The 13,221-nt window shown below is 67.8% G+C and carries 11 protein-coding genes; 8 read left to right on the top strand and 3 right to left on the bottom strand.

What is annotated here, in order from left to right:
* Positions 1 to 81: 81 nt before the first annotated feature.
* Positions 82 to 3,168 carry an efflux RND transporter permease subunit gene (locus QPK31_RS12720; protein WP_290423302.1) on the bottom strand — a complete coding sequence of 1,029 codons (3,087 nt, stop codon included), beginning with the start codon at positions 3,166 to 3,168 and terminating at the stop codon, positions 82 to 84.
* The gene (locus QPK31_RS12715) at positions 3,165 to 4,328 is read right to left on the bottom strand and encodes an efflux RND transporter periplasmic adaptor subunit (RefSeq protein WP_290423301.1); all 1,164 of its coding nucleotides are present in this window, start codon (positions 4,326 to 4,328) and stop codon (positions 3,165 to 3,167) included. Before QPK31_RS12715 ends, QPK31_RS12720 begins: the two co-directional genes overlap by 4 nt.
* A gap of 171 nt (positions 4,329 to 4,499) precedes the next feature.
* Here QPK31_RS12715 and hpnC point away from each other — a divergent pair, with 171 nt between their 5' ends.
* The 8 genes from hpnC to QPK31_RS12675 all read left to right on the top strand — a co-directional run bounded on the left by hpnC (position 4,500) and on the right by QPK31_RS12675 (position 11,029).
* Positions 4,500 to 5,321 carry a squalene synthase HpnC gene (gene hpnC / locus QPK31_RS12710; protein ID WP_290423300.1) on the top strand — a complete coding sequence of 274 codons (822 nt, stop codon included), beginning with the start codon at positions 4,500 to 4,502 and terminating at the stop codon, positions 5,319 to 5,321.
* 85 nt (positions 5,322 to 5,406) lie between these two features.
* Complete coding sequence (gene hpnD, locus QPK31_RS12705; protein ID WP_290423299.1) at positions 5,407 to 6,240, top strand: presqualene diphosphate synthase HpnD; 834 nt, start codon at positions 5,407 to 5,409, stop codon at positions 6,238 to 6,240.
* Complete coding sequence (gene hpnE, locus QPK31_RS12700; RefSeq protein ID WP_290423298.1) at positions 6,240 to 7,643, top strand: hydroxysqualene dehydroxylase HpnE; 1,404 nt, start codon at positions 6,240 to 6,242, stop codon at positions 7,641 to 7,643. The genes hpnD and hpnE overlap by 1 nt, the downstream gene beginning before the upstream one ends.
* Before the next feature lie 31 nt (positions 7,644 to 7,674).
* A complete protein-coding gene (locus QPK31_RS12695; RefSeq protein WP_229435557.1) occupies positions 7,675 to 7,824 on the top strand; it encodes a hypothetical protein in 150 nt (49 codons plus the stop codon).
* A gap of 16 nt (positions 7,825 to 7,840) precedes the next feature.
* Positions 7,841 to 8,641 carry a DUF1700 domain-containing protein gene (locus tag QPK31_RS12690; RefSeq protein WP_290423297.1) on the top strand — a complete coding sequence of 267 codons (801 nt, stop codon included), beginning with the start codon at positions 7,841 to 7,843 and terminating at the stop codon, positions 8,639 to 8,641.
* Positions 8,642 to 8,650: 9 nt separating this feature from the next.
* Positions 8,651 to 9,454, top strand: coding sequence for a head GIN domain-containing protein (locus QPK31_RS12685; RefSeq protein ID WP_290423296.1), 804 nt, complete (start codon positions 8,651 to 8,653; stop codon positions 9,452 to 9,454).
* A gap of 288 nt (positions 9,455 to 9,742) precedes the next feature.
* Positions 9,743 to 10,558, top strand: coding sequence for a hypothetical protein (locus QPK31_RS12680; RefSeq protein ID WP_290423295.1), 816 nt, complete (start codon positions 9,743 to 9,745; stop codon positions 10,556 to 10,558).
* An 81-nt stretch (positions 10,559 to 10,639) separates the two neighbouring features.
* The gene (locus QPK31_RS12675) at positions 10,640 to 11,029 is read left to right on the top strand and encodes a DUF6869 domain-containing protein (protein ID WP_290423294.1); all 390 of its coding nucleotides are present in this window, start codon (positions 10,640 to 10,642) and stop codon (positions 11,027 to 11,029) included.
* A gap of 101 nt (positions 11,030 to 11,130) precedes the next feature.
* Here QPK31_RS12675 and QPK31_RS12670 read toward each other — a convergent pair whose 3' ends face one another.
* The gene (locus QPK31_RS12670) at positions 11,131 to 13,140 is read right to left on the bottom strand and encodes a TonB-dependent receptor (protein WP_290423293.1); all 2,010 of its coding nucleotides are present in this window, start codon (positions 13,138 to 13,140) and stop codon (positions 11,131 to 11,133) included.
* Between the last annotated feature and the right edge of the window lie 81 nt (positions 13,141 to 13,221).

Here is a 13,221-nt window from a genome sequence, read left to right as displayed (position 1 = left end):
CGCGGGCCACATATTGGTGAGTTCGAGAACCCACCATTGCGCCGGCCACGTATTGGTGGGTTCGAGAACCCACCCTACGCATTAACGGACGGGTTTCTTGACCCTGAACCACGCCGCATACAGCGCCGGCAGGAACAGCAAGGTCAAGGCCGTCGCCACCAGCAAGCCGCCCATGATCGCCACCGCCATCGGTCCCCAGAACACGGAACGGGACAAGGGAATCATGGCCAGCGCCGCCGCGGCCGCCGTCAGCAGGATCGGACGGCAACGGCGCACCGCCGCTTCGACGATCGCATCCCAGGCCTCGGCCCCACCCTTGATGTCCTGCTCGATCTGGTCGACCAGGATCACCGAGTTCCGGATGATCATGCCGAACAGCGCAATCACGCCCAGGTTGGCCACGAAGCCGAACGGCCGCCCGAGGAGCAGCAAGGCCATCGCCGCCCCCGCCACGCCCAGCGGGCCGGTGAGGAAGACCAGCAGCGAGCGCGAGAAACTATGCAGTTGCAGCATCAGCAAAGTGAACACGATGAACAGCACCAGCGGCACGTTCGCCGTGATCGAGGCTTCCGCCTCCGAACTGTCGGCCGCCGCACCTTCCAGCGTCACGCGGTAGCCGGCCGGCAGCCTGGCGCGAATGTCCGCCAGCTTCTCGCTCACCTGCCCGGACACCGTCGGCCCCTGGATGCCAGCCACCACGTCCGACTGCACCATGATCGCCCATTCCCTGCCCTCGCGCCAGATCACGCCCGGCTCCCACACGAATTGCACGCGCGCCACCTGGCCGATGGTCACCGAGCGCCCGGAGGCGGTCGGAATGTTCGTATCGCGCAGCACGGTGATCGTCGAACGCTCTTCCACCGGCTGGCGCACGACGATGTCGATCAGCTCGTTCGTTTCGCGGAACTGTCCGACCGTGGTCCCCGACAACACGGTATTCACCGCGCGGCGCACCGATTGGGAAGTCACGCCGAGGGCGCGCAGCTTGTCCTGGTCCAGGTCCAGCCGCAGCACCTTCACCGACTCGTTCCAGTTATCGTTCACGCCCACCGCATTCGGGTTCGCACGCAAGACGTCCTTGACCTGGTCGGCCACGCCGCGCACTACGCCGATATCCGGCCCGGCCACCTGGAACTGCACCGGGTACGGCACCGGCGGCCCGTTCGGCAGCAGTTTCACGCGTCCGCGCACTTCAGGGAATTCCTCGCGGAAGACCTTCTCGATCTTGACCAGCAACTCCTGGCGGTGCGCCGCGCTCGTCGGCAGCACCACGAACTGCGACACGTTCGACTGCGGGAAAATCTGGTCCAGCGGCAGGTAGAAGCGCGGGCTGCCGGTGCCGACATAACTCGTGATGCTCTCCACGTTCGGCTGCTCCCGCACGAAGGCCTCGAACTTCTTCACCAGCGCCTCGTTGGCGGCAAAGCTCGTCCCTTCCGGCAGCCACATCTCGACCATGAGTTCGGGGCGGCTGGAATCCGGGAAGAACTGCTTCTCGATGAACTTGAAGCCGAATACGCCCAGCGCAAACACGGCCAGGCTCAGCACGATCGTCGTCTTGCGGAACTCGACGCACCACGTCACCAGCGCGCGGAAGCGGCGGAACATCGGCGTATCGAAGACGTCGTGCTCGGAATGCCCCTGCCCGTGCGGCTTCACCTTCAGCAGCAGGAAGCCGATGTAGGGCGTAAACGTGACGGCCACGATCCACGACACGATCAGCGCGATCGCATTCACCGAGAACATCGAGAAGGTGTATTCGCCGGCCGCCGACTTGGCCAGCCCGATCGGCAGGAAGCCGGCCGCCGTGATCAGGGTCCCGGTCAGCATCGGGATCGCGGTCGAGGTGTAGGCAAAGGTGGCCGCCTCGAAGCGCGACAAGCCCTCCTCCATCTTCCGCACCATCATCTCGACCGCGATGATGGCGTCGTCCACCAGCAACCCGAGTGCGATGATCAACGCACCGAGCGACACCTTGTGCAGCGAGATGTCGAGCATGCGCATGAAGAGGAAGGTGATCGCCAGCACCAGCGGAATGGTCAGCGCCACCACCAGGCCGGGACGCACGTCGATGCGCAGCTTCGGTTTCGTGTGCAGGCCGAGCGCGAGGAAGCTCACCGCCAGCACGATGATCACCGCCTCGATCAGGGTATGGATGAATTCGCTCACCGACGCGGTCACGGCCTGCGGCTGGTTCGACACGCGCTCCAGCTCGATCCCGACCGGCAGCTGGGAACGGATGCGCGCAACGGTGGTGTCCAGCGACTCGCCCAGTTCGATGATGTTGCCGCCCTTCTCCATCGAGACGCCCAGGCCGATCACCTCCTTGCCGTTGAAGCGCATCTTGTCCTGCGGCGGGTCCTGGTATTCGCGCTTGACGGTGGCGAAGTCACCCAGGCGGAACGTCGTGTTCCCGGCGCGCAGCTGCAGGTCTTCGAGTTCCTTGGCCGTGCGAATCGCCCCGGTGACGCGCACCTGCAGATTCTCAAGCGGCGTCACCAGCACGCCAGAGGCCTCGATGCCGTTCTGGGTGGCGATCTGGTTCACGATCTGCTCGAAGGGCACGCCCAGTTGCGCGAACTTCTTGTTCGAGAACAGGATATTGACCTTCTCGTTCTGCACCCCGAACTGTTCGACTTTCGCCACCAGCGGCACGCCGAGCAGCTGCTGGCGCACGAAGTCGGCATAGTCCTTCATCTCGGCATAGGTAAAGCCGTCGCCGGAGAGGGCGAAGATCGAGCCGTAGGTATCGCCGAATTCGTCGTTGAAGAAGGGCCCGATCACGCCCTGCGGCAGGGTGCCCTGTATGTCGCCGATCTTCTTGCGCACCTGGTACCAGGAATCCGGTACATCCTGCGGCGGGGTCGACTCGCGCAGTTCGATCAGGATGGTGGTTTCACCCGGCTTGGAGAAGCTGCGGATCTTGTCGACGTGCGGGGTTTCCTGCAGCTTGCGTTCCAGCTTGTCGGTCACCTGTTCGGCAACCTGCACCGCCGTGGCGCCCGGCCACAGCGCCTTGACCACCATCACGCGGAAGGTGAAGGGCGGGTCTTCGTCCTGGCCCAGCTGCTGGTAGCTGAAGATGCCGCCGAGGAGCAAGGCGGCAATCAGAAAACGTGTGAGCGGGATGTGCTCGAGCGCCCAGCGCGACAGGTTGAAGCCCTTCATTTCCGGGCCCCGGCAGCGGCGGCGCCTTCAGGCGCGACACCCGCGGCTGCTTTTTCGGTGTCGCCGCGGCGCGCGACGTCGCTGGTGAGGATGCGCACCTTCTGGCCGCTGCGCAGCAAATTGACGCCGGCCGTGACCACGGTCTGGCCCGGCTTGACGCCGGCGCCGAGCAGCACGTCGTTGCCGGCCTGGCCGGCGATCTGCACCGGCACCAGTTTTACCACATTGTTCTCGACGATCCAGACGCTGGTCACGCCCTTTTCGTGGTGCAGCGCGGTGAGCGGCGCACGCAGGCCGGCGGCGCCCGAGCGTGAAGCGAATTGCACGGCGGCCGTCATCCCCAGTCGCACGTCGGCACGCGGCGGGATCGCCACCTTGGCGGTGTAGGTGCGGGTGGCGGCATCGGCCACTGGCGACACTTCGCGCACGCGGCCGGGAATCGCTTCGCCGGGATTCGCCCACAGGCGCACGGTCACGGAATCGACCTTGCGGATCTCGTCGACGCGGTCTTCGGGAATGCCGATCACGACTTCCATTTCGTCGGTCCGGGCCACGCGCACCACCGGGGTGGCGGCGTTCACCACTTGGCCCACCTCGGCGTCGATGCCGGTGACCACGCCGTCGATGTCGGATACCAGGTTGCTGTAGCCGGCCTGGTTCGACTGGCCGCGGAAGCCCGCGCGCGCGGCGTCGGCTTCAGCCTGGGCTGCGCGCAGGGCGGCGCGCTTCGAGTCGAGTACCGACTGGCTGACGAAGTTCTTCTCGCGCAGTTCCTGGTAGCGCTTGTAGTCGGAGTTGGCCAGGTCGCGGTTGGTTTCGGCGGCGCGCAAACTGGCCTGGGCCTGGCTCGCGGCCAGCTTCAAGTCCTGCGGGTCGAGCTGCATCAGGACGTCGCCCTTCTTCACGGTGGCGCCGATGTCGACCTTCCGTTCGACGATCTTGCCCGCCACCCGGAAACCGAGGCGCGATTCGATGCGCGGGCGCACTTCGCCCGAGAATTCGGCGCTGGCGCCCGCGTCGCCCTGGGCCAGCACGATGGCGCGCACCGGGCGCACGTCCTCTTGTTTCGGCGCCTCTTTCGAGCAGGCGGTGATCAGCAGCGCGCACAGGGGCACGGCCAGGGCGGCCAGCGGCCGGCGCAGTTGGTTCGGAGCGGACACGTTCTTTTCCTTTTAATTGCGGTGTTCGAGCACGGACGACATACGGGCCCCAGCGGGCCGGCACAGCCAGGTTTGGGTGCATTATCCATGCAAAAGCAGGCCGCCCCAAAGCCCGGCAATTATAATCATGCAAACACACAGCGTAAATGACCCGCCAGTCACTAGATTTGCATGCCCGTCGACCATTACGAGAACTTCCCCGTCGCTTCGATCCTGATGCCGCGCCGCCTGGTGCCGGCCGTCGAAGCCATCTATGCCTTTGCGCGCGGCGCCGACGATGTCGCCGACGAAGGCGATGCCAGCCCGGCCGAGCGCCTGGCCGGCCTGGCCGAGTACGAAGCGGCGCTCGACGCGATCGCCGCCGGCGCCACGCCGGCGCACCCGATGTTCGCGCGCCTGGCCGGCGTGGTGCGCCAGTTCCAGCTGCCGCTGCAGCCGCTGCGCAATCTGCTGTCGGCCTTCCGCCAGGACGTGGTCACGACGCGCTACGCCGACTACCCGCTGCTGCTCGACTACTGCCGCCGCTCGGCCGATCCGGTCGGACACTTGATGCTGGCCCTGTACGGCGCGGTGGACGACCGCAACCTGCGCGACTCGCATGCGATCTGCAGCGCGCTCCAGCTGATCAACTTCTGGCAGGACGTGGCGATCGACATCGAGAAGGGCCGCATCTATCTGCCGCTGGAAGACCTGGACCGCTTCGGCGTGGGCCAGCAGCAGCTGGAGGAGATGCGGCGCACCGGCGCCGCCACGCCGGCCTGGCGCGCGCTGATGGCCTTCGAGGTCGAGCGCGCGCGCGCCCTGATGTTGAGCGGCACGCCGCTGGCCAAGCGCCTGCCGGGCCGGATCGGCTGGGAACTGCGCCTGATCGTGCAGGGCGGCCTGCGCATCCTGGAGCGCATCGAGGCGGCCGAGTACGACGTGTTCCGGCGCCGGCCGAAGCTCGGCAAGCACGAATACCTGCTGATGGGCTGGCGCGCGCTGCGCATGTAGGCTAAAAAGCCGCATTTGACGGCCACCGCCACGCGCGCTTCGGCTAAGATAGCGGATTCGCATCGCCAAATATTGCATCTTTTACATGTCTCCTGACGAATACTGCCAGCAAAAGACGGTCCAGAGCGGTTCCAGCTTTTATTACAGCTTCCTCTTCCTCGAACCGGCACGCCGTCGCGCGATCACCGCGCTGTACGCCTTCTGCCGCGAGGTCGACGACACGGTCGACGACGCCACCGACGGCTCGGTCGCGCGCATCAAGCTGGCCTGGTGGCGTACCGAAGTCTCCAACATGTACAAGGGCACGCCGACGCACCCGGTGACCCAGGCCCTGCAGCCTCACCTGAGCGCCTACAATCTGCAGGAGCAGCATTTGCAGGCGATCGTCGACGGCATGGAGATGGACCTCGACCAGAGCCGTTACCTCGATTACGCCGGCCTGAAGAAGTACTGCTGGCACGTGGCCGGCGTGGTCGGCATCCTGTCGGCCAGCATCTTCGGGTACAAGAATCCGCAAACCCTGGAGTACGCCGAAAAGCTCGGCCTGGCCTTCCAGCTGACCAACATCATCCGCGACGTCGGCGAAGATGCGCGCAAGGGCCGCATCTACCTGCCGGTGAACGAGCTGCAGCAGTTCGGCGTGACCGCGGCGGACCTGCTGAACGCGCGCCACAGCGAGAAGTTCGAGGCCCTGATGGCCTTCCAGACCGAGCGCGCCCAGAAGATGTACGACGAAGCCCTGGCCGCCCTGCCGAAGGAAGACCGGCGCGCCCAACGCCCGGGCCTGATGATGTCGGCCATCTACCGGACCCTGTTAGAGGAAATCGCGCGCGACAAGTACCACGTGCTGACCCAGCGCATCTCCCTCACGCCGCTGCGCAAGCTGTGGCTGGCGTGGAAAACCTATGTGCGTAACTGATGTCCGCAACTAAGACCGGGCTGCGCGTCGCCGTAATCGGCGGCGGCTGGGCCGGCTGCGCCGCCGCCGTCGAACTGGCGCACAAGGGCCTCCACGTGACCCTGTTCGAGGCCGCGCGCAGCCTGGGCGGGCGCGCACGCGGCGTCGAGGTGCAGGGCAAGATGCTCGACAACGGCCAGCACATCCTGCTCGGCGCCTACAAGGAAACCCTGAAGCTGCTGAAGCGCGTCGGCGTCGACCCGCGCGCGGCCCTGCTGCGCCTGCCGCTGCAGATGCGCTATCCGGCGGGCAGCGGCGGCATGGACTTCGTGGCGCCGCGCCTGCCCGCGCCCTGGCACATGGCGATCGCGCTGATGCGCGCCCAGGGCCTGGCGCGCGAGGACAAGCTGGCCCTGGCCCGCTTCACCACCAGCGCGCGCTGGATGCGCTGGGGCCTGAACGACGACGTGCCGGTCAGCGTGCTGCTGGAACGCTTCGACCAGACCGAACGATTGATCCGCCTGATGTGGCGGCCCCTGTGCCTGGCCGCCCTGAACACGCCGCCCGAGCGGGCCTCCGCCAACGTCTTCCTGGCCGTCCTGCGCGACAGCCTGGGCGCCAAACGCGCCGCCTCCGACATGCTGGTCCCGCGCCTCGATCTCGGCGCCCTGTTCCCGGTGGCCGCCGCGCGCCATCTTGAAGCAAAGGGCGGCGCCGTGCATGTCGGCGCCAAGGTCGGCGCACTGGCACGCGCCGGCGCCGGCTGGGAAGTGCAAGTGGGCGCAGACTGGCACAGCTTCGACGCCGTGGTGCTGGCCACGCCGCCCACGCAGGCGGCCAGCCTGCTGGCGCCGCTGGGCGAAACGGCCATCGCCGGCCAGCTCGATGCCTTCGAATACGAGCCGATTTCCACCTGCTACCTGCAGTACGACGCAACCGTGCGCCTGCCGCTGCCGTTCTGCGCGCTGCTCGATGCGCCCGACGACGGGCGTTTCGGCCAGTTCGTCTTCGACCGCGGCCAGCTCGACCCCGAGCAGGCCGGCCTGCTGGCGGTGGTCGTCAGCGCCGCCGGCGCCGCCGCCGCGCTCGACCAGGATGCGCTGGCCGCTGCGATCGCCCGGCAACTGGCCGCTGCCCTCGGGCTGCCGGGGCTGGCCACGCCGCTCTGGACCCGCGTGATCACCGACAAGCGCGCCACCTTCGCCTGCACCCCGGGCCTGGCGCGCCCGGGCAACGCCACCTCCCTGCCCGGCCTGGTGCTGGCCGGCGACTACACCGCCAGCGACTACCCCGCCACGCTCGAGTCGGCCGTGCGCAGCGGCCAGGGCGCGGCAACGGCCATCCTCGCCTACGCCCGCCTGCCCCGCGAAAACAGCAGCCTGTCGCACGCGGCTGGCGGCACGGCCGCCGGTTCCGTACAGTAGCAGCATCGACAACCACATCGTGGACAGGAACATGACTTACCAACTCGGCGTGCGCACGCTTGGCTTACTGGCCGTGGTGGCCGCCAGCACGGCCGCCCTGGTCGCACCCGAACTCTTCGGCGGCCAGGCGAACGCCACCGGCCCGGCGCTGCGCGCCATCCTTCTGCTCGGCCATGCCTGAGGCGGGCGCCGCATCCATGGGCAAACTCGAATACCTCGACGCGCTCAAGCGGGCCATGCTCGGCCTGCCGCCCGAGCTGCAGGCCAAGACCCTGGCCTGGTACGAGCAGCGCTTCGTCGACGGCGCCGCCGCCGGCCGCCTGGAAACCGACATCGCGCGCGAACTCGACGACCCGAAGAAGGTCGCCCTGACCCTGCGCGCCAACAGCCACATGGCCGCCTTTGCCGAGCAAAAGAACCCGGCCAACCTGCTGCGCATGTGCGTGTCGGTGGTGGGGCTGCTGATCTTCAACCTGTTCATGGTGATCCCGGCGGCCGTCTTCGGTTCGCTGCTGGCCACGCTGTACGTCGCGGCGCTGGCCTTTTACGTGGGCGGCATCGCGATCACGGCCAGCGGCCTGTCGGGTGCGAACGAACTCGTGCTCGACGGCCCGCTGCGCCACGTCAGCTTCGGCGACGGCGGCGAGACCGAAAGGGTCCGCACCCGTATTTCGATCAGCGAAACAGGCATCGAGATCGACGACGCCGGCGACGCGGCTGCCGAGCGCGACGCAGAAGCCGAGGCGGCCGACGCGGCCGAGGGGCCTTCGATCGAATCATCGCGCGTGGTGCGCGGCGCCGAGCGCGTGGCCGGCAGCAGCGTGCGCATCTCGACCGACCTCGACGAAGACGCGCGCATGACCCAGACCGTGCTTGGCTTCGCGCTGGTGCTGGGCGGGATTGTGCTGTTCCTGGTGTCGATCGTGGTCACGCGCTACGCCGCCAGCGGCGTCAAGCGCTACCTGCAAATGAACATGTCGCTCCTGCGCGGCAGCTGAGGAGAGCCGATGCGCGCCCTGTTACGAGTCGGCTTCGCCCTCCTGGTCCTTGCGGTCGTCCTGATCGGCCTGACCTACACCATGCTGCGCGCCCAGGGCGTGCCGACGCGCCTTGAGGGCCGCAGCGTGACCAGCGACACCCGCAGCATCGGCCGCGACGTGCGCGCCATCGAACTCAGCGCACCGGTGGACCTGAGCGTGCATTACGGACCGCAGCCCGGCCTGGTGGTGCGCGGCGAAGCGCGCCTGCTGCAGAACATCGACACCGCCAGCCGCGACGGCCTGCTGCGCATCGGCACCCAGGGCATCCTGCTGCGCCACCGCCAGCCCCTGGAAGTGGAAGTCACGCTGCCGATGCTGGACCGCCTGAGCGCGGACGGCAGCGGCGACACCCGCATCAACGGCTTCTCCGGCGAGCGCATCGAGCTGTCGCTGAGCGGCTCGGGCAGCGTCCAGTTCAACGGCCGCTACCGCCAGGCGCGCGCCGTCCTGCACGGCAGCGGCGACCTGAGCGTGGACGCCGGCAACAGCGACAGCATCGAGGCCGAACTGATGGGCTCCGGCGCCCTCAGCCTGGCCGGCGCCACGCGCCGCTTCCAGTACGAAGGCAGCGGCACCGGCATCCTCGACGCCCAGCGGCTGCGCGTGGAACAGGCGCAGCTGCGCCAGAGCGGTTCGGGCAGGGCCAGCATCACCGTGCGTGATACCGTAACCGCCGCGGTCAGCGGCAGTGGCGACATCGAGGTGCATGGGGAGCCGTCGCAACGCAGCGTGTCGCGCAGCGGCAGCGGAAACGTGCAGTTCGTCGAGTAGACGGATCGCCCGCGCGTGACAAAGCGCGCATTTCCGGCGAGTGCGCGCTGCTACACTGTCAGGCAGGCCGGACCACGGGGTCCGGCAACGTCCTGGGAGTGAGCTGCATTGCCTCCGAACCGAATTCGCGCACCACACCTGTGCTGCGCATCCTTCCTGGCCGTGGCCTGCCTGGCAGCGCACGCAGCGGACGCCCCTGCGGTGGTGCCAGGGCTGCCGGCACTGCAAGCGGCCTGCCGTCCCGACGCGACGCCCGATGCCGCGCTCGCGCAGGTAGAGGTAAGCGCCATGCCCGCCCTGTCCGGCGACCTTCCCTACATCGAAGCGCGCTCCAGTATCACCGGTGCACGCGTGCGCATCTACCACGACCCCGAACTCGGCGCTGCCGCCGCCTCCAAGGCCGCCTGTTTCATGGGCATGCTCGACCTGCTGCCGGCGGCCATGCCCGAAGCGCGCAGCCAGGCCGTCTGGTCGCCGATGGTCTTGTCGCGCAACCACGCCTACCTTCCGCCAAAACGCGACGGCGAACTGCGCTGGCTGAACACGTTCGACGCACAGGCATGGTCCGACGCGTCGATGCGCTTCCTGGTCAGCGTGATGCCGCATGAGGAAGTCCATCTGGTCCAGGGACGTCGCGGCCTGCACCTGCCGCGCTGGTTCACGGAAGGTCATGCGGAATGGGCCGGCCTGCAGGTGACCGGACAGGTTCGTCCGGACCTGGCCCGCGCGGCGCGCGAGCAGCGCGCGCAGGATTTCCGCGCACTGGGTGCGGCCCGTCTCGGGGCCTGGGGCGGATTGCAGGTCAAGCCGGAGGCCGTCGAGCGCCAGCTCTCGCCGGAAGACCGTGCGCGGCGCGCAGAGGACCCGAGCTACAATCCGCCAGGACCGTTCAGGTTCACACCCGACGACATGGTCGCGGATAACAGCGACGAGCAGGGCCGCTATGGCGCCGCGCTGGCGCTCTTCGACGGACTCGAGGCGCGGCACGGCCGGGCCGCGGTGCAGGCCTGGGTCGGCGCGGTCCTGGGCAGCAAAGGCGATCCCGATATTCCGGCCCTGGCGCTTCAGATGCTCGGCGAAGACATCGGACCGCTGCTGCGGTGAGCGCCTGATGACGGACGATTGCCTGCGTGCGCTCGGCATTTGGCGCTCCGTCACACTTGGCCGCATTGTGGAGCAAGCGGAATGAATGGATCGCAATCCCTGGAAAGTGTGCTGGACGAGTGGTACCGCTGGGTGAATTGGGTCACCCGTGACGCCCGGGATGAGAGGGAGAGCGAGGGTCTGACCGGGTACTACGATTTCATGTATCTGGTAGAGACCGACCCCGAGCTGGCCTGGAAGGCAATACTCGCAGCCATCGACCAGCCCCGGATGGAGCCATTCCTGGGCAATCTCGCAGCCAGCCCGCTTGAAGAGCTGCTCGATCTGCACGGCGCCGCCTTCATCGGCCGGGTGGAGCAACGTGCCCGGTCCGATCCAAGGTTCGCCAGGGTCTTGGGCGGAGTCTGGCAGTCTGCCATGCCGGACGCGATCTGGCAGCGAGTGCAGGCAGTATGGAACACCGAATGCTGACAGCGCAGGCAAGCTTCGCCCGCATCGGCCGCTGAGACGGAAGGCCGCCTTGCAAGCGCCTGCCCGGAGGCAGGCGTCATGCCGAACGGCCCGTCACCCCTTCAGAACTTGGCGCGCACCCCGAACACGAAGTTCCGGCCCGGCAGCGGCGCGATGTCCTTCAGCACCGAGGTCGACACGCGGATGTCGTCGTTCAGCAGGTTCTTCGCCAGCAGGAACCAGGTGAGGTCGGTACTTGCCAGGTGCTGGGTGTACGAGACATTCGCGTTCAGCTGGTTGTAGGCCGGCGTGGCCGTGGTCTCCGATGCCGCCAGGCGGTCCTGGCCGCGCGCATGCACCAGCGACAGACCGCCGCGCCAGTCGCCCTGGCGGTAACCGACGCTGGCGCCGACGCGGTCGGCCGGCTGCAGCGGCAGGCTGCCGCCCGCATCGAGCTTGCCGCGCGAGGTGTCGGCGAACAGGCGGCCAGACCAGCCGGCGCCGGTCTGGTTGTAGGTCACTTCGGCCTCGGCGCCACGGATGTGCGCGTCGGCCTGCTCGAAGACGCGGGTGCGCAGTTCGTCGCCCGGGTTGCCTTCCTCGTCCACCAGCGCGTCGTTGTCGATCCGGCCGTAGATGAAGTTGGACACGTTGTTGCGGTAGGCATTCGCCTTCCAGCGCACCAGGCCCGTGGTCTTGGCCACCGACAGCTCGATGTTGCGCGAGATTTCCTTGTCCAGGTTCGGGTTGCCGATGTCGAAGGTGGCGGTGGCGTCGTGCGGGCCGCCCGAGTACAGTTCCTCGATGGCCGGTGCGCGCTGGGCGTAGGACACGGTCGCGCCCACGCTGTAGCCCGGCGCGAACGGCCAGGCGGCGCCGAAGGAGCCCGAGCCGAGGTCGAAGCTGCGCTTGAGGTTGCCGACCGGGTCGCGCTCGACGTTCTCGTAGCGCAGGCCGGCGCTCAGGCGCAGCGGGCCGGCGTTCGCTTCCTCGACGATGAAGGCGGCCGCGGTCTTCGAATGCGTGACCGGCACCGTGTCCGGACCGCCTTCGGCATTCAGGGCCGAGAAGTGGGTGTTCTCGGTCTGCACACCGAAGGTGCCGTGCAGGCCGGCCACGGGCGCATGCGCCAGCTCGGCGCGCGTTTCCAGCGAGCGGTTGGCGAACAGGACTTCCGGGCCGTCTTCGCCGAGTTCCGCGTGCTGGTAGTCGGTGTAGCCGGCCTTGAAGCGGAAGGATTCGAAGCCGGCCAGCGGCGCCTTGACCAGGCTGTCGAAGTCGTAACGGTCCTGCTTCTGGTCGATGCGCGAGCCTTCCAGGCTGGGAATGCCGTACAGGTTGCTCTGGTGCGAAGCCGACAGCCCGGCGTAGCCCCAGTCGTCGACCCAGGAAGCGCCGACGCCGAGTTCCTTCGCCTCGGTTTCCGAGTTCGGCAGGCGCTTCATGCCCGTCGAGGCGTCGTCCAGCACGCGGTTGCCGGGAATCTTGTAGTCGTTCGTCTCGCGCCAGTTGGCGTCGACGTGCAGCGCCACGTGGCCGCTGGCGCCGTCGATGCTGGCCGAGCCATTGCGGCTGTTGTCGACCGTCCCGTAGCGCGCTTCCACCTGGCCGGTGGGTTTCGGCTCCAGCGTGGTCGGGATGCGCTCGTTGACGATGTTGACCAGGCCGCCGATGGCGCCCGAGCCGTACAGCAGGGCCGCCGGGCCGCGCAGGATTTCGATCTGGCGCGCCACCGCGCCTTCGGACGCCACCGCGTGGTCGTTCGACAGGCCGGACACGTCGTTGGTGGCCATGCCGTTTTCCAGCATCTTGACGCGCGAGCCTTCCAGGCCGCGGATCACCGGGCGCGAGGCGCCGGCGCCGAAGGCCGAGGCCGAGACGCCGAGTTCCTGCGACAGGGTTTCGCCGATCGAGCTGCCGGTCTTGTCGCGCAGTTCGTCGCCGGCCAGCACCTTGGCCGGCGTGAGGATCTGGTCGCCTTCGGCGCTGCGGAATGGCGAGGCGGTGACCAGCACCTGGGGCACGGTATCCTTGTGCAGATGCGCGTCGTGGGTTTCAGTGGTTTGCGCCAGGGCCGGCGCGTTGAAGGAAAGGAGGATGGCGCTGGCCAGCAGCGTACGTTGGGTATTCATGGTGATTCGACCTTCTGCAAACGGATAACATGCGGCGCTGCCAGGGCGCGTTCGCCGTGGCAGCAGAAAAAAGACGGGCAG

Origin of the sequence: Massilia sp. YIM B02769, from assembly GCF_030411995.1 — a bacterium.
Classification (GTDB): domain Bacteria; phylum Pseudomonadota; class Gammaproteobacteria; order Burkholderiales; family Burkholderiaceae_D; genus Telluria.
This window is presented reverse-complemented; position numbering and strand designations above follow the sequence as displayed.

Bases quoted from the DNA above. Each gene is read 5' to 3' on its own strand.
- QPK31_RS12675 (WP_290423294.1), top strand. From the start codon at position 10,640: ATGAATGGATCGCAATCCCTGGAAAGTGTGCTGGACGAGTGGTACCGC.
- hpnC (WP_290423300.1), top strand. From the start codon at position 4,500: ATGCCCGTCGACCATTACGAGAACTTCCCCGTCGCTTCGATCCTGATG.
- QPK31_RS12695 (WP_229435557.1), top strand. From the start codon at position 7,675: ATGACTTACCAACTCGGCGTGCGCACGCTTGGCTTACTGGCCGTGGTG.
- QPK31_RS12720 (WP_290423302.1), bottom strand. From the start codon at position 3,168: ATGAAGGGCTTCAACCTGTCGCGCTGGGCGCTCGAGCACATCCCGCTC.
- QPK31_RS12680 (WP_290423295.1), top strand. From the start codon at position 9,743: ATGCCCGCCCTGTCCGGCGACCTTCCCTACATCGAAGCGCGCTCCAGT.
- QPK31_RS12685 (WP_290423296.1), top strand. From the start codon at position 8,651: ATGCGCGCCCTGTTACGAGTCGGCTTCGCCCTCCTGGTCCTTGCGGTC.
- hpnD (WP_290423299.1), top strand. From the start codon at position 5,407: ATGTCTCCTGACGAATACTGCCAGCAAAAGACGGTCCAGAGCGGTTCC.
- QPK31_RS12670 (WP_290423293.1), bottom strand. From the start codon at position 13,140: ATGAATACCCAACGTACGCTGCTGGCCAGCGCCATCCTCCTTTCCTTC.
- hpnE (WP_290423298.1), top strand. From the start codon at position 6,240: ATGTCCGCAACTAAGACCGGGCTGCGCGTCGCCGTAATCGGCGGCGGC.
- QPK31_RS12690 (WP_290423297.1), top strand. From the start codon at position 7,841: ATGGGCAAACTCGAATACCTCGACGCGCTCAAGCGGGCCATGCTCGGC.